At 41.6% G+C, this 23,009-nt stretch carries 12 protein-coding genes and 2 pseudogenes; 10 read left to right on the top strand and 4 right to left on the bottom strand.

Annotated elements, in window-relative coordinates; translation table 11 throughout:
- Positions 1-70 precede the first annotated feature (70 nt).
- The 8 genes from DXA05_RS10250 (at position 71) to DXA05_RS10220 (ending at position 13,806) form a co-directional block, all read left to right on the top strand.
- Positions 71-2,104 carry a glycoside hydrolase family 2 TIM barrel-domain containing protein gene (locus DXA05_RS10250; protein ID WP_008016636.1) on the top strand — a complete coding sequence of 678 codons (2,034 nt, stop codon included), beginning with the start codon at positions 71-73 and terminating at the stop codon, positions 2,102-2,104.
- Between the two features lie 82 nt (positions 2,105-2,186).
- Positions 2,187-4,382 carry an alpha-galactosidase gene (locus DXA05_RS10245; protein WP_004315086.1) on the top strand — a complete coding sequence of 732 codons (2,196 nt, stop codon included), beginning with the start codon at positions 2,187-2,189 and terminating at the stop codon, positions 4,380-4,382.
- Between the two features lie 14 nt (positions 4,383-4,396).
- Complete coding sequence (locus DXA05_RS27405) at positions 4,397-4,837, top strand: gamma-glutamyl-gamma-aminobutyrate hydrolase family protein (RefSeq protein WP_256144874.1); 441 nt, start codon at positions 4,397-4,399, stop codon at positions 4,835-4,837.
- Positions 4,834-5,124, top strand: a complete 291-nt coding sequence (locus tag DXA05_RS27400) for a gamma-glutamyl-gamma-aminobutyrate hydrolase family protein (protein ID WP_256144875.1) — start codon at positions 4,834-4,836, stop codon at positions 5,122-5,124. The genes DXA05_RS27405 and DXA05_RS27400 overlap by 4 nt, the downstream gene beginning before the upstream one ends.
- A 144-nt stretch (positions 5,125-5,268) precedes the next feature.
- Positions 5,269-8,115, top strand: a complete 2,847-nt coding sequence (locus DXA05_RS10235; protein ID WP_284515509.1) for a sugar-binding domain-containing protein — start codon at positions 5,269-5,271, stop codon at positions 8,113-8,115.
- A gap of 224 nt (positions 8,116-8,339) precedes the next feature.
- Positions 8,340-10,541 carry a glycoside hydrolase family 3 N-terminal domain-containing protein gene (locus DXA05_RS10230; protein WP_004323102.1) on the top strand — a complete coding sequence of 734 codons (2,202 nt, stop codon included), beginning with the start codon at positions 8,340-8,342 and terminating at the stop codon, positions 10,539-10,541.
- Between the two features lie 8 nt (positions 10,542-10,549).
- Positions 10,550-11,638, top strand: a complete 1,089-nt coding sequence (locus tag DXA05_RS10225; protein WP_004323103.1) for a hypothetical protein — start codon at positions 10,550-10,552, stop codon at positions 11,636-11,638.
- A 167-nt stretch (positions 11,639-11,805) separates the two neighbouring features.
- Complete coding sequence (locus DXA05_RS10220; protein ID WP_004315091.1) at positions 11,806-13,806, top strand: glycoside hydrolase family 97 protein; 2,001 nt, start codon at positions 11,806-11,808, stop codon at positions 13,804-13,806.
- 115 nt (positions 13,807-13,921) lie between these two features.
- Here DXA05_RS10220 and DXA05_RS10215 read toward each other — a convergent pair whose 3' ends face one another.
- The 3 genes and pseudogenes from DXA05_RS10215 to DXA05_RS10205 all read right to left on the bottom strand — a co-directional run.
- Positions 13,922-15,643, bottom strand: a complete 1,722-nt coding sequence (locus DXA05_RS10215) for a TonB-dependent receptor (protein WP_128859143.1) — start codon at positions 15,641-15,643, stop codon at positions 13,922-13,924.
- Positions 15,644-15,663: 20 nt separating this feature from the next.
- A pseudogene (locus DXA05_RS10210) lies at positions 15,664-18,680 on the bottom strand (tetratricopeptide repeat protein).
- 140 nt (positions 18,681-18,820) lie between these two features.
- Positions 18,821-19,333: pseudogene (locus tag DXA05_RS10205) on the bottom strand (NUDIX domain-containing protein); the annotation flags it as partial.
- 212 nt (positions 19,334-19,545) lie between these two features.
- On the opposite strand from DXA05_RS10205, the gene ahpC reads away from it, so the two are divergent.
- Entirely contained in the window at positions 19,546-20,112 is a 567-nt protein-coding gene (gene ahpC / locus DXA05_RS10200) for an alkyl hydroperoxide reductase subunit C (protein WP_004307892.1), read from the top strand.
- A gap of 85 nt (positions 20,113-20,197) precedes the next feature.
- Entirely contained in the window at positions 20,198-21,748 is a 1,551-nt protein-coding gene (gene ahpF / locus DXA05_RS10195) for an alkyl hydroperoxide reductase subunit F (RefSeq protein WP_128859142.1), read from the top strand.
- Between the two features lie 266 nt (positions 21,749-22,014).
- Here the strand turns inward: ahpF and DXA05_RS10190 are convergent, their stop codons facing one another.
- On the bottom strand, positions 22,015-22,992 hold the full coding sequence (locus tag DXA05_RS10190; protein WP_061448443.1) for a hypothetical protein: 978 nt from the start codon (positions 22,990-22,992) through the stop codon (positions 22,015-22,017).
- Positions 22,993-23,009 lie beyond the last annotated feature (17 nt).

The following is a 23,009-nucleotide window of genomic DNA, read 5'->3' as shown; positions in this document are numbered from 1 at the left end:
TTTAAAGATAATCATTCGTTTTTGTTAATGGATATTGCTATTCGAAACCGTAATTTAAGTCTTGGTAAATATGAAACATCGTTTATGGGCATTTGTTGTTGCTTTTTTGTGTTATAGTTCGATAGTCTTTGCTGAAAGACAGGATATCCTGCTAAATAATCAGTGGAAATTCCGTTTTTCTCATCAAGTACAAAAAGGTACGGAAGTTCGAGTGGATCTACCTCATACTTGGAATGCGCAGGATGCCTTATCTGGTAAAATAGATTATAAGCGAGGAATTGGCAATTATGAGAAGAAGCTATTTGTCCAGTCACAATGGAAAGGGAAACGTCTCTTTTTACGTTTTGAAGGAGTGAATAGTATAGCTAATGTGTTTATTAACCGTAAACATATTGGTGAACATAGAGGAGGATATGGAGCTTTTGTGTTTGAAATCACAGATAGAGTAGAGTATGGAAAGGACAATTCTATTTTAGTACGAGTGAATAATGGTGAACAGTTGGATATAATGCCTTTGGTCGGAGACTTCAATTTTTATGGAGGAATTTATCGGGATGTGCATTTATTAGTTACCGATGAGATTTGTATTTCTCCTTTGGATTATGCTTCTCCGGGCGTTCGACTGATTCAAGATAGCGTAAGTCATGAATATGCTTGTGTACGTGCTCTTATTGATTTGTCTAACGGAAGTGACAAATTACGGGAACTGGAACTTAACATTATTCTCTCGAATGCAGGTAAAGTAGTGAAAGAAAAAAACGAAAAGGTTACACTTTATCCTGATTCTGTTTCACAAAAAGAAATGAGGATAGAGTTGAATAATCCACATTTATGGAATGGACGACAAGATCCGTTTCTGTATCAGGTAGAAGTCTCTCTTTTGCATAACGGAGAGATACTAGATCAGGTAATACAGCCTTTGGGACTTCGTTTTTATCGAATAGATCCGGATGAGGGTTTTTTCTTGAATGGAGAACATTTGCCACTTCGAGGAGTATGCCGTCATCAAGATAGGAGCGAGATAGGTAATGCTTTGCATCCCGAGCATCACGAAGAGGATGCGGCATTGATGCTGGAAATGGGAGTGAATGCCGTGCGACTGGCTCATTATCCTCAAGCTACTTATTTTTATGACCTCATGGATAAGCTTGGTATAGTGGTATGGGCTGAAATCCCTTTTATCGGTCCTGGCGGGTATGAAGATAAGGGTTTCGTTGATTCACCGTCTTTCCGTGCCAATGGAAAAGAACAGCTTAAAGAATTAATTCGTCAGCATTATAATCATCCTTCTATTTGTGTTTGGGGATTGTTTAATGAGTTGGCAGAATATGGAGATAATCCGGTGGAGTACATTAATGAGTTGAATGTACTGGCACATCAGGAAGATACTACTCGCCCCACCACTTCTGCCAGTAACCAATCAGGAAAAATAAACTTTGTGACCGATCTTATTGCCTGGAACCGCTATGATGGATGGTATGGTGGTACCCCACAAGATTTAGGAAAATGGCTGGACTGGATGCATAAAGAATATCCTGAAATTCGTATTGCTATTAGTGAATATGGTGCCGGCGCAAGTATATATCATCAACAAGATTCGCTAGTGAAAACAAATCCCACAAGTTGGTGGCATCCGGAAAATTGGCAAACTTATTATCATATAGAAAACTGGAAAGCGATAACCGAACGTCCTTTCGTTTGGGGAAGTTTTGTGTGGAATATGTTTGACTTTGGTGCTGCGCACCGCACCGAGGGTGATCGTCCTGGAGTTAATGACAAAGGGTTGGTTACATTTGATCGGAAAGTGCGAAAAGATGCTTTTTATTTTTATAAAGCGAATTGGAATAAAGAGGATCCTATGATTTATTTAATAGGTAAACGTAACATAATACGTGTGCAGCGACAACAAACGATTATAGCCTTTTCCAATCAACCTGAAGCAGAATTATTTGTCAACGGAAAGAGTTGTGGTAAAGTGGAAACAGACCGGTATTCTATCTTGGAGTGGAAACATGTGATATTGACCCCTGGAAAGAATAAAATAGAAGTGAAAACTACAAATAAGAAACAGACACTGACAGATATGTATTATTGCATTTTATGAAAAGTATATATTATACTGGGTTGAATACATCTAATGGTCAGGAAAAGGTAATACTTAATATCAATATAATAAAAACAAATCTATGATTATAAATATGAAGCAGAGCTTAATAGCCGCTATTGGTTTGTTATTATCAAGTTCTTTATTTGCTAAAGATTATTTGATTTCGACGTCCAAAACGTCATTGTTGATTACAGCAAATGCAGGTGAACCATCAAAGATGCAATATTATGGAGTCAGTATTGCTCCCGGGCAGATACAAAGTATCTATGATGCCGGACTGGTATTGAATGCGAACAGCTATCCCGCTTTCGGTCTCCAGACGGTAGGGGAGAAAGCGATTGCTATTACTCAACCGGATGGCAATATGTCACTTGACTTGGCGGTAGATGCGGTTACTCAATACACTTCCAAGGATGGAGAGATAACCGAAGTTCTTTTGAAAGATAAGATATATCCTGTTTGGGTGAAACAATGTTATAAGGCTTATAAAGGAACGGATATAATTACCACTTGGGTTGAGATTGGCAATGCAGGTAAGAAACCAGTAACACTGTTTCAGTTTGCTTCCGCTTATTTGCCGATGTTTCGCGGGGACAACTGGCTGACTCATTTTCATGGAGCCTGGGGTGCGGAACATACGATGGATGAAGAGAAACTGACGAACGGGCAAAAAGTGATTGCTAACAAAGACGGACTGGCGAATACGGAAACGGATAATCCTTCTTTTATGTTGTCGTTGGACGGCAAACCGCAGGAAGAAACAGGAAAAGTCTTTGGGGGCGTTTTGGCTTGGAGTGGTAATTATAAGTTGAAGCTGGATGTTCGCAACACAGCACTGAATATAATAGCCGGTATGAATGAGGAAAGTTCACAATACATACTGGAACCGAAAGAGACATTCGTCACTCCTGAATTTGCCATGACATATAGTACCAATGGCAAAGGTGGGGTGAGTCGTGCTTTTCATCATTGGGCACGCCAATATAAAATGAATCGGGGTGAAAGGCTGCATGACATCTTGTTGAATAGCTGGGAAGGTGTTTATTTCAAGGTGAACCAAAAAGGGATGGATGAGATGATGGAAGCTTTCTCTGCCATGGGTGGAGAGTTGTTTGTCATGGACGATGGCTGGTTTGGAAATAAATATCCCCGTAATGGTGGAAACAGTAGTTTGGGTGATTGGGAAGTCTGCAAAGAAAAACTGCCTGAAGGTATTGAAGGACTGCTTGCGTCTGCCAGGAAGCATCATATAAAATTCGGTATCTGGATTGAACCGGAAATGTCGAATACCAAGAGCGAGCTGTTCGAAAAGCACCCGGACTGGATTCTGAAAATTGATAACCGTCCTTTATCTACCGGGCGTGGCAAAACGCAGGTAGTTCTGGATTTGACTAATCCGAAAGTACAGGATTTTGTTTTTGGAGTGGTCGATAATTTGATGGCGAACTATCCGGAAATTTCCTATATGAAATGGGATGATAATTGCAGTTTGCTGGATTATGGTTCTTCCTACTTACCAAAAAACAAGCAATCACATCTCTATATTGAGTATAATAGGGGTTTACAGAAAGTACTTCAGCGTATTCGTGCCAAGTATCCTGAACTCGTGATGCAGCTATGTGCTGGTGGCGGTGCCCGCGTCAATTATGGATTGCTTCCATATTTTGATGAGTTCTGGACGAGTGATGATACGGATGCTTTGCAAAGAATTTATATGCAATGGGGAGTTTCCGGTTTCTTTCCGGCTATTGCTATGGCATCTCACGTAAGTGCGGACAAGAATCATCAGACCGGACGTCGTATTCCATTGAAATTCCGTTTTGATGTGGCAATGTCCGGGCGATTGGGAATGGAAATTCAGCCGAAGGACATGAATGATGTTGATAAGGCATTCGCCAAGCGTGCTATTGCAGCGTATAAAGATATTCGTCCTGTGGTTCAGTTCGGTGATTTGTATCGGTTGGTGTCTCCATACGATAATAAAGGAGTATCCTCTCTGATGTATGTCACTTCCGAAAAGAATAAGGCGGTCTTTTATGCATATAAGATTTCTCATTTCATCAATATGGTTATTCCGAAGGTTTGTATGAATGGATTGGATCCGTCGAAGAATTATCGTTTGGTAGATTTGACACCTGTGGACAGTAGCAAACCTTGTGACCTGAATGGTAAAATCATTAGTGGAAAGATATTGATGGAAGAAGGCATTGCATTAAAATCATTGCTGAAAAGTGAATATTCAAGTTTGGCTTTACAATTACAGGCTGTGGATTAAGTTGATAAAAGACAATGAAAATCGTAAAAAGAGAAATTCCTGTTATTGGTATTTCTACTGAAATTGATATTCCGGGAAGAATATCAGTGAAAAGAAAATATGTGGATGCTGTCCTTCAAGCGGGCGGCATCCCTTTTATTCTTCCGTTTACCGACAATGTACAGATTTTACAATCTGTGGTTTCTTCTATTGATGGTTTACTCCTGACAGGTGGGGGAGATATATCGCCTGTGATATACGGAGAATCGACTCTTCCTGAATGTGGAGAATGTTGCCGGGATAGGGATGACTTTGATTATGCTTTGCTGCGCTTGGCATCCGAAAGGCAAATTCCCGTTTTAGGTATTTGTCGGGGAATGCAGATTATTAATACTTATTTTGGTGGAACATTATATCAGGATTGCCTGCTCAATATCCCTCGGAAATTAATCATCGGTCACCGGATGCGTTTATGATATTACAGCATAATGTGCGATGTTTGAGGACCGGAAAATTGTATTCTGTTACAGGCAAGGAAAGTTTGCAAGTCTCCTCCATTCATCATCAAGCCGTTAAGAAATTGGCTTGTGGATTCAAGGCATCTGCTTTCGCTGATGATGGAGTCATAGAATCAATCGAATCTGATTCCGAACATATTTGGGGTGTTCAGTTCCACCCGGAGTTGCAGGCCGTGGAAGGGGATGAAGCTATGAAAAAACTATTTGTGTATTTTATCAGTCAGGCAAGGACATTATTATGCTGATAGTGATATAAAAGGGATGGTACACAGTATCTTTTACGATATTATTGTTTTTTTGTACGGGATTTGTCATTGTGGTTTGTTCTCCGTCCTATCTTTGTAAACAGATAAATTAAGGACATTAAATCATATATTATGAATAAAGTTATGCGTAATCGATTAGCTGGAACTCTTTTATTATTATTTGTTTTTTTGTGTACATCATGGGCGCAGACATCAGGTTTGCGCAAAATGATTGATTTGAGCGGAACGTGGAGTTTTGCATTGGACCCTCACGGCAAGGGAGAACAGGAAAAACTATGGAACATGGATTTTGCAGAAACTGTGACTTTACCCGGTACAACAGATTCAAATCGAAAAGGAATAGAGAATACCAACAAGTCGGAGACCACTTATTTGTCCAGATATTATAAATATGAAGGTGCGGCATGGTATAGCCGGAATATAGAAATACCAGCCGACTGGAAAGAAAAGCATATCGTGTTGTTTCTGGAACGTACTCGTCCGACAACCGTGTGGATCGATGGTCGGGAAGTGGGTAAATGCAACTATTTATCTACCCCACAGGAATTTAATCTCACTCACTTCCTGGCTCCCGGTTCACATAAACTGACTATTCGTGTAGATAACGGAAAAAGTATTCCCGGGCAGATTTGTTCAAGTTCTCACGCTTGTACGGAATCTACCCAGACAAACTGGAACGGTATTATCGGACGGATGGAATTGCAGGCAATGAATCCATTGTTTATTGAATCCATTCAGGCTTTTCCTCAAGTAGAAGACCGCTCCGTAAAAGTGAAAATAACTCTTTCCAATTCTTCAGGCATTGGTGGGAAGAAACTGCAGTTGTCAGCTTCTGCTTTCAATACTGCCAAAAAGCATAAAGCCAGATCTGCAGAATATGATTTGAAAGAGGGGAGCAAGGAATATGAATTCACTTATCAGTTGGGAGATAATGCAGTATTGTGGAGTGACCTTCAGCCGGCTCTATATCAACTGAAAGCAGAGATAAATGGCATAGACGAGAAAACAGTTCGTTTCGGTTTGCGCGACTTTAAGACTGAAGAGACGCATTTCACTATCAATGGCGCCAAAACATTTCTTCGGGGAAAACATGATGCCTGTGTATTCCCTTTGACGGGCCATACGGCGATGGACTTGGAACAATGGCGTCGTTATTTCAGGATTTGTAAGGAATATGGATTGAATCATTGTCGTTTTCATTCTTGGTGCCCACCTGCTGCGTGTTTTGAAGCTGCGGACTTGGAGGGTATTTACTTGCAGCCGGAATTACCTATCTGGGGAGGGTTTAAGAAAGAATCTGCCGAGCTGATGGATTTTCTGATGAAAGATGGAGAGAATATCATGCGTGAATATAGTAACCATGCTTCTTTTGTACTCTTTGCCTTGGGAAATGAGCTGGGAGGTGACATCGATGTGATGAAAGAGTTTGTAGATTGTTTCCGGTCCATAGAGCCGAGACACCTATACACGTATGGTTCGAATATCTTTTTAGGCTCACGAGGACATATTCCGGGTGAGGATTTTCTGGTAACTTGTCGTGTAGGCAGTGGTGAGGGTTATTCTACTCATGCTCGTGCTTCTTTCTCTTTCGCAGATGCGGAAGAAGGTGGCTATCTTAATAATACCTATCCTAATTCGGTAATGAACTTTGATGAGGCTCTGGAAAAATCTCCTGTTCCGGTGATCGGACATGAAACCGGACAGTTTCAAACTTACCCGAATTATGAGGAGATGAAGAAATATACAGGAGTCTTAGCTCCCTGGAATTTTGAAGTGTTTCGTGACCGCTTGGAGAAAGCCGGCATGCTGGAGCAGGCGGATGATTTTTTTAAAGCATCGGGTGCATGGTCTGTGGAACTTTACCGGGCAGATATTGAAATGAATCTCCGTTCCAAACGGATGGCTGGTTTTCAGTTACTCGATTTACAGGATTATCCGGGACAGGGGTCGGCTTATGTTGGTATTCTGGATGCTTTTATGGATAGTAAAGGATTGGTTGAACCGAAGAAATGGAGAGAATTCTGTAGTGAAGTGGTTCCTTTATTGACAACTGCCAAATTCTGTTGGACAGGCGGTGAATCATTCGCAGGTACTGTTGAGATTGCCAATTATGGAGAAACTTCATTGAACGAAAAAAGTATTTCATGGGAACTCAAAAATGGGAAGAAAAGCCTTGGCAAAGGTAAGATGGCTATTCCATCGGGATTAGGATTATTGACTGCCGGAACTATTCGTTTGACATTGCCCGATGTGGAGCAAGCGTATAAAGCCGAATTACTTTTGAAAGTATCCGGAACTTCCTATCAGAATAGTTATCCGCTATGGATATATCCTGCAAAGAAGCAATTGAAGGCAGGTAATGTTGTAGTTGCCCGCCAACTAACGGATGATGTGCTGAATGCCTTAAAGCAAGGTGGAAAGGTATTGTTGATGCCTCTTGAGGAAGACTGTAAAGAAGTAACAGTGGGAGGATTGTTCCAGACCGACTATTGGAATTATCGTATGTTCAAAAGTATCTGTGACCGCATCAAGAAACCTGCTTCACCTGGTACATTGGGGATTCTGACCAATCCCGAGCATCCGGTATTCGATGATTTCCCGACCGAATACCATACGAACTGGCAGTGGTATCCAATTATCAAACATAGCTATCCGCTTATTCTGGATGGTATGCCAAAAGAATACCGCCCTATTGTGCAGGTAATTGACAATGTGGAACGAAATCATAAACTCGGCTTATTGATGGAGTTGAATGTAGAGGGCAGTAAATTACTGCTTTGTATGTCCGACTTGGAAGCGGTACGTGACACACCGGAAGGATTACAATTCTATGCCGCTTTGCTGGCGTATATGAATTCTTCAGATTTTAAACCGTCCACTTCATTGTCGGTAGAATCGTTTAAGAATCTGTTTGAGACAGGTGTTCGGAAAGAGGGAATAAAAGTGCTGGATAATATCTCTTACGAATAAGTGAAGAGTAAGGAGAAAATCGTATCAATAAAGGCAAAAAAATGACAGAAGTGCTTGAATGCTATACGGAAAGAAATAGAAAAAAAGCAGACTTTACGATATTATTGTCCTTTTGTACGCAATTCGCCAATGTGAATCTGACCAGCGGCTATCTTTGCGATAGAAAGTAAAACGTATGGAGGATATTAACATTTAAATCAATACAGATAAACTCTTATAATAAAATGATGAAAAGACTAATTACATATTCGTGTATGGCGATTTTCGCTATGGGAAGCATGGCGCAGAATCAAAAGGATGAGGCTCAAATGAATCGTTTCATATCCGGTCTGATGAAAAAGATGACACTGGAAGAAAAAGTGGGGCAGTTAAGCCAATGTTCCGGTGGATTTGCCACAGGTCCTGATAATACACGTATCAGTCGGACAGAAGATATAAGTAAGGGATTGATCGGTTCTTTGCTGAATGTATCCGGTGCTGCCAATACTCGTAAATATCAGGAGGCAGCTATGAAATCACGTTTACAGATTCCTTTGCTTTTCGGATTGGATGTTATTCATGGATATAGAACAGGTTTTCCGTTGCCATTGGCAGAGGCTGCGAGTTTTGATCTGGATGCTATAGAAAGAGGATCGAGATGTGCGGCAAAGGAAGCTGCAGCAGCCGGGTTGCATTGGACGTTTGCTCCAATGGTGGATATTAGCTGGGATGCCCGGTGGGGGCGTGTGATGGAAGGGGCCGGTGAAGATCCTTATTATGGCTCGTTGGTTGCTAAGGCGCGTGTACATGGTTTACAGGGAGATGATTTATCGAAAGAGAATACTATTTTATCCTGTATTAAGCACTTTGCCGGATATGGTGCAGCTATTGCCGGAAAAGATTATAATAGTGTGGATATGTCGATGGGACAGTTTGTCAATTTCTATATGCCTCCTTACAAGGCTGGTGCAGAGGCCGGTGCTGCTACTTTCATGAGTGCGTTCAATGACTTTAATAACGAACCGTCTACCGGAAGTACTTTTCTGTTGAGGGAGCTCCTGAAGAATCAATGGGGATTTAAAGGATTTGTGGTATCCGACTGGGGATCAGTGGGAGAAATGATGAACCACCGTTATGCGAAAGATGAAAAAGAAGCTGCTTATAAAGGAATCAAGGCCGGACTGGATATGGAGATGGTAAGTGAATGCTATTCCAAGAATCTGGTGTCTCTGGTAAAAGAGGGTAAGGTATCTATCAAGCTGGTGGATGATGCTGTCAGACGTATTTTGGAACAGAAATATAAACTGGGATTATTTGATGATCCGTTCAGATACTGTGATGAAGAAAGGGAACGTACAGTGATTGGTTCACAGGAATCCCGCAAGGAAGCATGCTACGTTTCCGAACGTTCTATTGTTCTTTTGAAAAATGAAAACTCGGTGTTACCGCTTTCTTCTTCTATCAAGAAAGTTGCTTTGATTGGTGCGCTTTCCAAATCGCAGAAAGATATGTGCGGTGCATGGTCCTGTGCAGAGGTTGGTAAAGTAGTAACCTTGTATGAGGCAATGGAGAAACGAGGAGTGGACATCAACTATAACGATGGCTACGACTTGAAAACGAATAAAATTGTAAATCTGGATCAGACTTTAGCTGCTGCCCGCCAATCGGATGTGGTTATCGTTGCAATGGGAGAACAAGCTTGGGAAAGCGGTGAGATGCGTTCGAAAGGAGATATTTCTATTGCTGCCGAACAACAGCGTTTGGTTTCCGAATTGGTGAAGACTGGCAAACCGGTAGTTGTACTAATGATGTGTGGTCGTCCTGTTATTTTCAATGAAGTTCGTCGGGAGGCTCCCGCTATCTTATGTACCTGGTGGCTGGGGAGTGAAGCGGGTAATGCTATCTGTAATGTACTTTGGGGAGATTATAATCCTTCGGGTAAGCTGCCAATGACTTTTCCGCAGCATAACGGACAGATACCATTGTATTATCAATATAAGAGCACAGGACGCCCCACTGCATTGGGCGGATGGTGTGCGAAGTACATTGATATTCCTACGGAGCCTGCTTATCCGTTCGGCTACGGTTTGTCATACACTACTTTCAATTATTCGGATGTGAAACTGCTTCCGGGTGATGGAAAAGGTACTTATACACGTGTTGCTGTAACGGTTACCAATACTGGAAAATGCGAGGGCGAGGAAGTTGTTCAGTTGTATGTGCGTGATGAGGTGGCTTCTATCACTCGCCCTATCAAAGAATTGAAAGGCTTTGAAAAGATTAAGCTGAGTCCAGGTGAAAGCAAAACGGTCACCTTCGACGTAAAAGATGAACAACTAGGATTCTACAATAATCAAATGAAGTTCATTGTGGAGAAAGGAGACTTCACTTTGATGGTCGGTGGAAATAGTCGTGATTTACAAGAAATAAAATACATTCTTAACTAAGAACTAATATGAAAAACAACTGGAAAAGATGGCTCATATTTCCCGCTCTATTGCCTTTCTTCTCTTGGATGGAGGCAAAGACATTGGAGGAAAATCAGATTCAACAATCTTTGGACACCATTGAATACCGGGTATTTGTGGCTGTCGATAAGGCCGGAGTGGAGCATTGGGGAGGTAAAGAAGCTTATCAAGCGAAGCTGAATGCTTTTTTCGACCAAGTGAACGACTTCTGGAACAAAGCCGGCAATGGACGTTTCAACTACTATTTCCGTTATATACCGGATCTGCAGGTGATTTACGACTGCTCCTCCCGCCAATTGGAGAAAATCTATCAGAAGAGTGCCGGTTTTCCCAATCACGATGTACTGCTGATTATAGATTCTATTCTTGATTTTGACGATGAAGAATCGGCTAAAGGATGGTATTGCGGCGGTGGGGCGGACGATCTGAATATGGTAATTTGCCGTAGCCGTAGCAAGACGGAACATGAAGATCTGTTTGGTATCGACTATTTTCATAGAGGAGTGGCACATGAGTTCGGACATTATCGTGGGGTAACCGACTTGTATGCTGATAGAATCCGGGCAAAGAACAATCCGGTGAACCATATCGAATATGAACCTGACTCTTGTGTGATGAACAGTCATTATAAAACATATAAATGGAGCTCGTATGCAGTTCATATAATCAATCACACCGCCAAATCCAAACGTCCGAGACGTGATTTCGACGGATTCTTCAAACAAATGTTCCCCGAAAACATACAGGTATCTGTAAAAGTGAAAGGTAAAAAGCAAAAAGGGGTAAAGCTGAATCTGTATGGTTCACGTGCAAAATTCAATGACCTGATCGCTACTCCTTACCGTACTTATGAGACGGATAAGAAAGGAGAATATCTGATAACTGGTGTCCCCAACTTATATGATAGCCCCGCACCTCCTTTGCATACCGACGAATTGCCTTATAACCGCTGGTTCACTTTCTTGCTCGAAGCCGAATATAAAGGGGAAAAAAAATACGTATGGCTTCCCGAATATGAGGTGCAACAGACCTTCTTTGAGAATAAGGATACCTATCAGGTGACAATTGATTTCTAAAAAATGGTAGCGCGAATGAGATAAGAAAGGTGCTATTTAGCACTTGTTCAATGCTTTATTAGCAGGAAATTCTTCCTGTTAAGCTTCCTCCTTTATCTCTGCCAAGCGGTACTCTTATGATAAATATGTAAATAAAAAACTGTGTGAAATACAAAAAGTATTAGTTTATGAAACGTATGATGAAAAGACTTTTGCCGGTTCTAATGGCTATCGCACCTTTAACCATTTGTGCACAGAAAGTGTACGAGCTGAAAGACATTTCCGGTAAAGTGCAGGTGAATGTGATTGTGAATGATAAGAATGTGGAATACTCCGTTCTTCACGACAACGATGTGATGGTGGCTCCATCTCCTATTTTCATGAAACTAACTGATGGTACAGCTTTCGGACTCAATCCGAAAGTAAAGAAGATCAGCCGCCGTTCTGTAAATGAGACTATCTATCCTCCCATCTATAAGAAGAAATCAATCAAGGACCAGTTCAATGAACTAACCATTGACTTTAAAGGAGGATATAGCTTGGTGTTCAGAGCTTATGAAGATGGTGCAGCCTATCGTTTTGTCTCTGAACTGAAGAAGCCGTTTATGGTGGAAAGCGAGCAGGCTTCTTTCTGTTTTCCGAATGATCCGAAAGTTTTTGTAGCTTCACCGAAAGGCCGAATGAACGAGGGCAAGAAAGATCCTTTCTACAGTTCTTTCCAAAATACGTATCTGGAAACTGCCTTGTCTGCATGGGATAAGGAACAGATTGCCTTTTTACCGGTTTTGGTCGAGGGAAAGAACGGAAAAAAAATCTGTATCACTGAAGCCGATTTGATGAACTATCCGGGTATGTATGTGAAACATGGTGAGCATGGATATTCTCTGGATGGAATCTTTGCAGCTTATCCGAAAACGATAGTAGACGAAGTTCGCGGACTGAAAGGGGTAGTAAAATCTCGTGAACCTTATATTGCTAGAGTGGAGGGAAACACAGCATTTCCCTGGCGTGTCATGGTCATTGCCAAGGATGATGCAGAACTGCTTTGTAATGATATGGTATATAAACTGGCTACTCCGGCACAATTTACAGATTTTTCTTGGATTAAACCGGGTAAAGTGGCTTGGGACTGGTGGAACGACTGGAATCTCTACAACGTGGATTTCCGCGCAGGTATCAACAATGAGACTTATAAATACTATATTGACTTTGCCTCGAAATTCGGTATCGAATATGTGATATTGGATGAGGGATGGGCAGTGCCGGGTAAAGCGGATTTGTTTGAGGTGATTCCTGAAATCGATTTGAAAGAGTTGATTAGCTATGCAAAAAGCAAAAATGTAGATTTGATACTTTGGGCGGGCTATCGTGCTTTTGAAAAAGACATGGATCGTGTATGTAAGCATTATGCCGCAATGGGAATCAAAGGTTTCAAGATTGATTTTATGGACCGTGACGACCAACAAGTAGTTGAGTTTAACCGTAAAGCGGCTGAAACCGGAGCAAAATACAAATTGCTGATAGATCTCCATGGAACGTTCAAACCGACTGGTTTGCAACGTACTTATCCGAATACGATCAATTTCGAGGGTGTCCATGGACTGGAAGAAATGAAGTGGGCAGAACCGGGAACAGATCAAGTGATATATGATGTGACAGCTCCTTTCATCCGCATGGTTGCCGGACCACTTGATTATACACAGGGAGCGATGAATAACGTAATCATGAAGAACTTTCATGCTGTCTATACAGAACCGATGAGTCAGGGTACACGTTGCCGTCAGTTAGCATTGTATACTATTTTTGATTCTCCTATTAATATGCTGTGTGATGCACCTACTAATTATCTGAAAGAGGAAGAATGTACGAAGTTTATCGCTGCCATTCCTACTGTATGGAATCAGACACTTCCAATAAGCGGAAAAGTAGGCGAACATATTGTAATGGCACGTGAGAAAGACGGTATCTGGTATGTGGGTGGATTGACCGACTGGAAAGAGCGTGATGTTGAAGTCGATCTGTCTTTCTTGGGTGATGGTGAGTTCAATGCAGAAATATTTAGAGATGGTATCAATGCCGATCGTGTTGGGAAAGACTATAAGCGTGAAGTGATCCGCGTATCAGCCAATAAGAAGTTGAATTTACACATGGCTCCTGGTGGTGGGTTTGTTGTGAGGATAACAAAATAATAATTGAAGATTAAGTTTTTGGTTTGAAAGAGGACATCATCCTATGGGAGATGCCCTCTTTTTTATGAGATGAGTGTCTCGTGTTATAACTGTTACTGTGATTTATTGATAAACTTTAGAACCGGAAACTCAATCCTCCTAAGAAATTGAATCCTTCCGTAGGATAACCTAAATAATATTGATATTTCTTGTTCAGCAGGTTATGTACTTGAGCATAAACGGATACTCCTTTGAATACATTATAGCTGGCTCCGATATGCAAATCATTAATTGCGGTCATTTTTGCATATTCTTTCACTTCTTTCCGGCTGATGTAATCATAACCTAGATTTATGTTAAGAGCAGAGATCGGATGAATACGTACATTGAAAGACATTTCACTGACTGGTTTCACAGCCAACAGATATTCCTCTGTTTTGCTGTCCCAATTACGGTAAGTATATTTAGCTGATATTCCGAGGATATCTTTGTAATCGTAACTGATTTCACCGCCAAGGTAGAGATTTTCTGTATTATCTTGAGCAAAAGAAAGGTAAGAACCTGAATGAATATTACTTGGGTCAAAACCTAAATAAGATAAGTCGTTCTTTAGATTCTGATAACCACCGAACACGTTGAACCAAAGTCCCGGATAAGGGCTTGCTTTGAATCCGATACTACCGTTGATTTGCTCGTAAGTATCATAAGGACGTTGTACGTATCCCAAAGTGGCAGTGGTATTTGCCTCCGGCAGTTCACCGTAAGGACAGATACTTTCTAATCTGCGGAAATCATTCAATTGCTTACCGCCGGTTGCTTTTGCATAAACAATGTAGCTATCAGAAAAAATATACTGTGCAGTGATATCGGGTGAGATACGGAAAGACTTGTCAAATCCGAAAGATAAATCTACATTGGCTCCGATATGCAGTTTCCAGTCATCATTATCCAGTTCGTAATATGGATTTAAAAGAAGCGTTGTGTAGTTTTTGAAGTATTCATCTCCGGTGGAAACATTCTTTGTATATCCGTTGTAGAGAAGATTGTTCATTTCCAAAGCGATAGTTATTAATTGTTGGTCGCCGATAGCTCCCGTGACATCGCCTTTGGTGCGTATGATTGTTTCCTTGATACCTGTATTGGCTTCAGATTCATTGAACATGTTATGTTGACGTTCATACATCAACAGATTTGTTTCTGCGTTGAAACGCAGTGGTGCAGTCTCATCAGTGAAATGAATGCCCGCATGGAAGTCACCGGATGTGAATTTCTGCTTGCTGTTTACGCTTTCCGGTTGGAAGTTGAAGTTGCTCAATCCGAAGTTTCCGGCAATATTTAAGTCCAGTTTATTAAATTGGTGTGTGTAATCTACATTTGCGCGTGTGCGATAGTAGAAAGCATTCCATTTCTCTCCATTTGTGAAAGGAAGAGTTAACTTACCATCCATTCCATCCATTTGGAAACGTACATTCAATTTGTCTTTCTGCGACAGACGGAATAGATAATTGGCAAGAATATCCAAATTGCCATAATTACCATATCCGGCACGTACATATCCCGGGGTAGTGCCGGGTTGAACTTCTTTTCCGGTATAGGGGCGCATCAGGCCTGCCGGAACGGAAGTGGCCGGAAAGAATGTTGTAGCATACTCTACTTCTTTCTTGCTCACTGTCGGTTCTTCTACTTTAGGCAGGACGTTTACTTTCGAGGCGTCCATAATGTCCGGGTTATATTCTTGTTCCACAACGACTGTGCGGGTCATTGTTGTATCTTTCGGTTGGGTGGTTTGGGCTTGAAGGCAGGATGGTATTGATATAGCCAATGCGAGTCCCCCTATTATATAATGAAATCGTTTCATATTTTTCTATTTTTTTATTCTCAATTCTCAACTTTCAATTTACTAAGTCTGCTTTCAATCATGCTTTCAATATCGTCATTCCCTTGATAATTTTGTTGCAGACTTAGCAGATATTGGCGTGCGTCCAGATCTTTACCCGTAGCATGATAGACGTCGGATAGAAGGATAAAACTGCGCGCTAGCCAATAAGCATGTGGCGTACTCTGTTCTATATAGTTGAGCAACTCTTTCTCTGCAGCGGCATATTCTTTTGCGTCGTAGAGGGATTGTGCAACCTGATATTTAGCTTCGGCACCGTAAGAGTTACGTGTGTCTTTGGCCAGTTCACGATAGTCTTCCATTGCTTTCTTGTCAGCCTTTTGCTTGGTGTATGCTTTAGCACGGTAATAAAGAGCTTCATTTCTTAGCTCTGGACTAAGTTTGGCTTCTGCAAGCAGGTCGGTAGCTGCATGGATGGTTTCTATGTCATCTCGCAATAGGAAGGCGCAACGCAGAATACCCGTTTCAGCAAGTTGGCGGCGCTCTACGTTGGTTGCTTTTTCTTTCAGCATTTTGTAGCTAGCTAATGCTTCAGCCATATTTTGCTGGTTGAATTGCACTTCAGCACGCAAGATCAGTGCTTCTTCTGCAAACGGATTGTTTGGATATTCCAACAACTTACCGGAATGGAGAAGAATCATATCATAATTCTTCTGCTCGTTTCCGATCAGGCAGAGATAATAATGTGCGTTCAGGCTGAAGGCTCCTTCCGGGAAAGTTTGCAGGTATTTGTTGAGGCTTGTTTTGGCTTCTTCCATTCTGCCTCGTGCATAAATCTTTTCTGCGGCGGCATACGTAAGCGAGTCTTGTTCGTTAGCATCGAAACGGATGTGTCCCGGCATGGCATTTGCTAAAGCAGCAAATTCGTCGATGCGGTTGAGATCCACATAAATAGATTTCAAATCACGCATGGCAAGGCGTGCTTCTTCACTGCCCGGATATTTTTCGATAACCTGTTTGTAGGCTTCGATTGCTTGGTTGTAATCTCCTTTTTGGTAATATAATAATCCGATTTCGGCGGCAGCTTTCCTGCTGACCGGACTTTCAGGATATTTAGTCAGCAATTCTTTGAAAGAAGTAATGGCTTGGTTGTTGTTATCCATGAGAACATAGGAACGCCCTTTCTCGTAAATAGCGTTTACGGCATAAGGAGAAGCAGGGTACTTTCCTACCAGACGGTTCAGCAAGGTAATCTTACCGGTATAGTCTTTCTGCAGACCGGATACAAGAGCCAGCTGATAGAAAGAATAGTCTCCGGAAGAAGTATTCATTTGTTCGGCTTGCGAATAATACTGTTTGGCTTCTTCAAAGTTACGTACATGCAGGTGGCAGTCACCAATACGATTGTATGCATCGGCAAGTGCGGTTGCATTTTCACCTTTCTCCAGTTGAACGTATTTTTGGAAATAATTGCTTGCTTGCGTATAGTCTTTCCGGTGGAAAGCGATATACCCTAAGTTATAATTGGCAAGCGCATACATTTCGTTATTGGGTTGGGTGGTGAGTTGCAGATAAGCATTAAAATCACGCGCGGCTTCTACCATTCGGTTTAGACGGTAATAGGATTCTCCGCACCAATAGTAAGCGTCTGCCTTGGTTTGACGATTGTATTGTCCGATGGCAATGGATTGGTTCAGATATTTCAGAGCTTGTTCGAAGTCGGCGTTAGCGAAAGATTGAGTTCCTAATTGGAACAGTATCTTTTGTTTGGCTTCCAATATTTGCGCGCTTGGTTTGGCAATCCGGTCGATTGATTTCAAAGCTGCATCGTAGCTACGTGTATTCATGTAAACTTCTACCAGGTAGCTGCTGACTTTTTCAGCGTATGGAGAAGTCGGAAATTCATTCAGGAATTTCTCGAAGGCAGTAACAGATTCACCGAAAGCGGAGAAAGAAGTCTCGTGCAGGCAAAGAGCGTAATTGTAAGCTGCCTGTTCCTTGATTTGCATATTAGCATTGGAGGCGGCTGCCTGTTCAAAAGCCATGCGTGCTTTGTTTTTCTCTGCCAGTTGCAGATAAGAGAGTCCCATGTGGAGATATGCATTTTGGGTAAGGGCATCGTTGTCAGTTGTCACCTTACCTAATGTTTCGGCTGCTTTGGAGTAGACTTTTGTTTGGTAGTAGGAGAGACCCAGCATATAAAGGGCATCGCGGCGGGGAGCCGAGCGATCCTTATTCAGGTAATTGTTGAATGCTTCTACGGCTTGGTGATATTGTCCGAAATGGTAATAGGCATCTCCCAGAATACGGTACATTTCTGCAGCGTGCTCGTTGTTCGGGTAGGCTGACAGGTAGTTTTGTGCTACAATTTGTGCCTTATCATAGTTTTTGAGCTGCGTATAAATTTCGGCTATGTAATAAGGGACGAGTGCTTTGTACTTCGAGTCGTCCTGTAAGGGAAGGAAACCTTTCAATGCTTCACTATAACGTTTTTGTGTATAGCGGATGTAGGAAAGATAGTAATCACAATCTTTGGCGTATTTGGGGCTGTTGGCACGCAAAGTTTCAAACCAGATGGCTGCTTCTCTTAGATTATCGGTTTTCAGATAACAGGTAGCCAGTTGGTAGGTGCAGTCGTCCCGTTCTTCATTACCTAACAAATCGAGGTCGGCAGAGTTGAAAAGTGCCAGTGCTTCATCATATTTTCCTTCGTAGAATAGCAGGAGGCTAACAGCGCATAAATACGGTTAGCGTATGGAGTATCAGGATAACGGTCAAGGTATTTGCGGAGGAGTTCGATGCGGTTTTTGTCTTTCAGTTCGTAAGCCGAACTGACTAGCATATATTCTGCGTCCTGAAGAAGGCTGGCTACAGGCTTTTGTTTTACAAATGCTTTCAATGCCGGCAGAACAGCTGCATAATTCTTTTCTTGGAAAAGTTCTTTCCCTTCTTTATAAAGGTTGTCAGTCGAAGTGAACTTGTCACCTGTCTGGGCAAATCCTATAATGGGCGTGCAGCAGATGGCGGCACAAATGAGTCTAGTAATTTCTTTTTTCATAATCGGGTGTTTATGCAAAAGTACTACATATCTTTCAATGACGTATTTTAATAGCTATTAATTTAAAGCTCATTAAAATATAAGACAGAATGAAAGGGGAAATGTTTCTGTAATTTGTTATATTTTAACGAATTATCTGCCGATAAAAACTTTTTAAGTCCTCGGCGAATAGAATCTAGTCCAAAATCTTCCGGATTAATTTCGGAGAGAGGCAGGAAGAAAGAATCTGCTACATCATCCATTGCCGAAAAATGGCTCATGTCTTCTACGGTGCACAGAAAAAACATATCGAGTGTGTGTACAGGAAAACCTGAATAGACATAAATATTGGGAAGTGTAAACTGGTAAACTGCTTTTTTTACCTTCAACCCTGTTTCTTCCAGCACTTCACGGGCTACGCCTTCTTCACCTGTTTCATTCATATCGATGAATCCGCCGGGTAGGTCGAGAGTTCCTTTGGCTGGCTCTTTGGCACGTCGGCAGACAAGCAATTCGTTTTTCTCATTTAAGATGAGTGCTACGGTGGCGGCGGAAGGGTTAAAGTAATAGACGAAGCCGCAATCTGTACATTTTTTGGACTTTTCGTTATTTACTTCGAAATGCGGAGAACCACATTCGGGGCAATATAGGAATTGAGCTAGAGGATGTTTCATAATCGTATATACTTCCAGTTTTTTTGTTTATGCACGCAAAGGTATAAAATGCTTTTATTAATTTCATCTATCACAGCATAGAAATATTCGATTGGACTTTTTTTGAAAAGGCGGGGTTTCTGCCTTTATCTTTGCATCAGAAACAAAAAACAAAAGATTGTTTCTGATGTTATAAGTCAAACCAATTAATAACAATAAAAGCAATAAAGATTATGGAACCAATTTTAAATTCTCAACTTCCTGAATTCAGCGTTCAGGCTTTTCACAACGGAGCTTTCAAGACTGTAACCAACAATGACCTGAAAGGTAAATGGGCGATTCTTTTCTTCTATCCTGCCGACTTTACTTTCGTATGTCCTACTGAATTGGTGGATATGGCTGAAAAGTACGATCAGTTCAAGGCGATGGGTGTAGAAATCTATTCGGTAAGTACTGACTCTCATTTCGTGCACAAAGCTTGGCATGATGCTTCTGAAAGTATTCGCAAGATTCAATACCCGATGTTGGCAGACCCGACTGGCGCTTTGAGCCGTGCACTGGGTGTATATATCGAAGAAGAAGGTATGGCTTATCGCGGTACATTTGTTGTCAATCCGGAAGGAAAGATTAAAGTGGTGGAACTGAATGATAACAATATTGGCCGTGATGCAAGTGAATTGCTTCGTAAGGTGGAAGCTGCACAGTTTGTAGCCAGCCATGACGGAGAAGTTTGCCCGGCTAAATGGAAGAAGGGTGAGTCTACCTTGAAGCCAAGCATCGACCTGGTAGGTAAGATTTGATAGATCTTGATAATGGTGATTATGGGAGGCCGGTAACGGGAGACGCTGCCGGCCTTTCTTTTAAAAAAATGAAAGGAAAAAAGGTATGTTAGAATCTGCATTAAAAGAACAACTAAAGGGTATTTTTGCTGGGCTGGAGGCAAATTTTACTTTTGATATATTCGTATCATCCAGCCACGAAAACAAAACAGAATTATTGGAGCTGCTGGGAGATGTAGCGGATTGTTCCGATCATATCACTTGCTCGGTGAATGAGGGAGAAGCATTGAAGTTTACTTTATTAAGGAATGGTGATCGTACCGGAATCACATTCCGGGGTATTCCTAACGGACATGAGTTCACGTCATTGCTTTTGGCTATCCTGAATCTGGACGGCAAAGGAAAGAACTTTCCCGATGAGGCCGTTTGCAACCGTGTGAAAGCACTGAAAGGCCCGATACATCTGACCACTTATGTTTCGTTGACTTGTACGAACTGTCCTGACGTAGTGCAGGCTCTGAATGCAATGACTACTTTGAATCCGGCTATTACGCATGAAATGGTAGACGGTGCGCTTTATCAGGACGAAGTAGATGCACTGAAAATACAAGGAGTGCCCTCTGTCTTTGCAGATGGAAAATTACTTCATGTAGGCCGTGGTGAATTTGGCGAATTGCTTGCCAAGTTGGAAGAACAATATGGTATTGACGAAACCAAAGCGAATGCAGAGGTGAAAGAATATGATGTGATTGTAGCCGGTGGAGGACCTGCAGGAGTATCAGCAGCTATTTATTCTGCCCGTAAAGGACTCCGTGTAGCTATCGTGACCGAGCGTGTTGGCGGACAGGTAAAAGAAACGGTGGGTATTGAAAATCTAATTTCTGTTCCGGAAACGACAGGAAATGAACTTGCCGATAATCTGAAAACTCACTTGTTGCGTTATCCGGTGGATTTACTGGAGCATCGTAAAGTAGAAAAAGTAGAAGTGGTTGGAAAACAGAAGCAGATCACTACCTCTGTTGGTGAGAAATTCCTGGCTCCGGCACTGATTATTGCAACCGGTGCAAGCTGGCGTAAACTGAATGTTCCGGGAGAAGCCGAATATATAGGTCGTGGTGTCGCTTTCTGTCCTCATTGTGATGGGCCGTTTTATAAAGGAAAGCATGTAGCGGTAGTAGGTGGTGGAAATTCAGGCATTGAGGCAGCCATTGACTTGGCAGGTATCTGCTCCAAAGTGACTGTTTTTGAATTTATGGATGAGTTGAAAGCGGACAGTGTACTTCAAGAGCGACTTAAATCATTGCCGAATGTGGAAGTGTTTGTAAGTTCACAGACTACGGAAGTGATAGGAAATGGTGATAAGCTGACTGGCCTACGCATCAAAGACCGCAAAACGGAAGAAGAACGTTTGGTGGAATTGGATGGTGTATTTGTACAGATCGGGCTTTCTGCGAATAGCAGTGTATTCCGCGACATAGTGGAAACCAACCGTCCGGGCGAAATCATGATTGATGCACATTGCCGTACGAATGCGACGGGTATCTATGCAGCCGGAGATGTTTCTACGGTTCCTTATAAGCAAATTATTATCTCTATGGGCGAAGGGGCGAAAGCTGCGCTTTCTGCATTTGACGATAGAGTGAGAGGGATTATCTGATTGATATATTCAGATATAAAAAGCACACAAACAAGACATTAGCGGGGCTGCAAAGGTATGAATCCATATCTTTGTAGCTTTTTATTTTTTTCTTAGCTTTGAGACATTTAACATTAACCCCAAAAACGAAGAACAAGAAAAAGAGAGGTTTTACTGGATATGACAGTCTAAACAGTCTAAACAGTCTAAAGTTTTGACAACCTTAAATGATGGAGGTGTGTCTAAAAGTCTGACACACCTCCATGAAATAATTATTTCATAAAGTGTTATTCGGAGAAATATGTATAATAGAATTTCTCAATATCTCCGTCATAGTTCTTGCTTTCCTCTTTGATACAACTATTTTCATCATATTCGAATGTGTAAGTAGATGCAACGGCTGAATGCTGCCAGCCGCTACTCGTATGACAATTGGCCGAAGCTTTTCCAAAGAGACCTGTTTCAACCAGCCAACGACTTGGACCACTGCCTTCCGCATAGATACAATGTGCTCCGCCTACATTAGGCACGGCAGAATAGGTCTGAACCTTGAATTGTTCTACTCCATCAGAGAATCTGGTCCATTGCGTAATATTACCATTTTCTATGGTGATGTTAGATGCGATATTGCCATTTTTTACAGCTTTTGTCATGTAGCCATTCTCGTCGTAAGTATATTCATATGTATTCGAACCATCTACAAAAGTAGCGACATACCCCTGGCTATTTAATGTCATAGTATATGCGTTCTTACCTGTCACCGTGACGCTGTTTCCGTCGTAAGCAAAGAGCCATTCTCTATCCAACTCTTCTCCATTTAGTCTGTAGACACGTTTAACCGTACCATTGTCATTATATTCGTAATACCATTTATCCCAATCATCTGCAAAAGTAGCTATCCGATAAACAGTTACTTCAGAGGTCGTTGTAAAAGTGATTTCTGCATACTCTGAATCTTCAAAGTAGATCGATCCGGTTTTTTGAGCTTTTACTTTGAATGTGTAACTTTTTTCCGGCTCTAAACCTGTCAGTTGAATCGTATTTTGGTCAGTACTTTGTTCATTACCGTTATTCAAACTATAAATATAAGCTGTTGCGTTTCCTATGGCTTTCCATGTAATAACAGCAGAACTCTCTTTTACATCAGGAACAGTAACTTCCGGTTTATCCAGAACGTTGGTATTGGGATGATTGTCGTCATCGCTGCAAGCGGTCATACTTAGTACTACTGCCAGCATGGTTAATAAGTAAAAATACTTTTTCATGTTGTTCTATTTAAGGT

This window comes from Bacteroides sp. AM54-2NS (genome assembly GCF_003602935.1).
Taxonomy (GTDB): domain Bacteria; phylum Bacteroidota; class Bacteroidia; order Bacteroidales; family Bacteroidaceae; genus Bacteroides; species Bacteroides xylanisolvens.
Note: the sequence above shows the minus strand (reverse complement) of the source record. Positions and strands in the feature narration are given on the sequence as shown.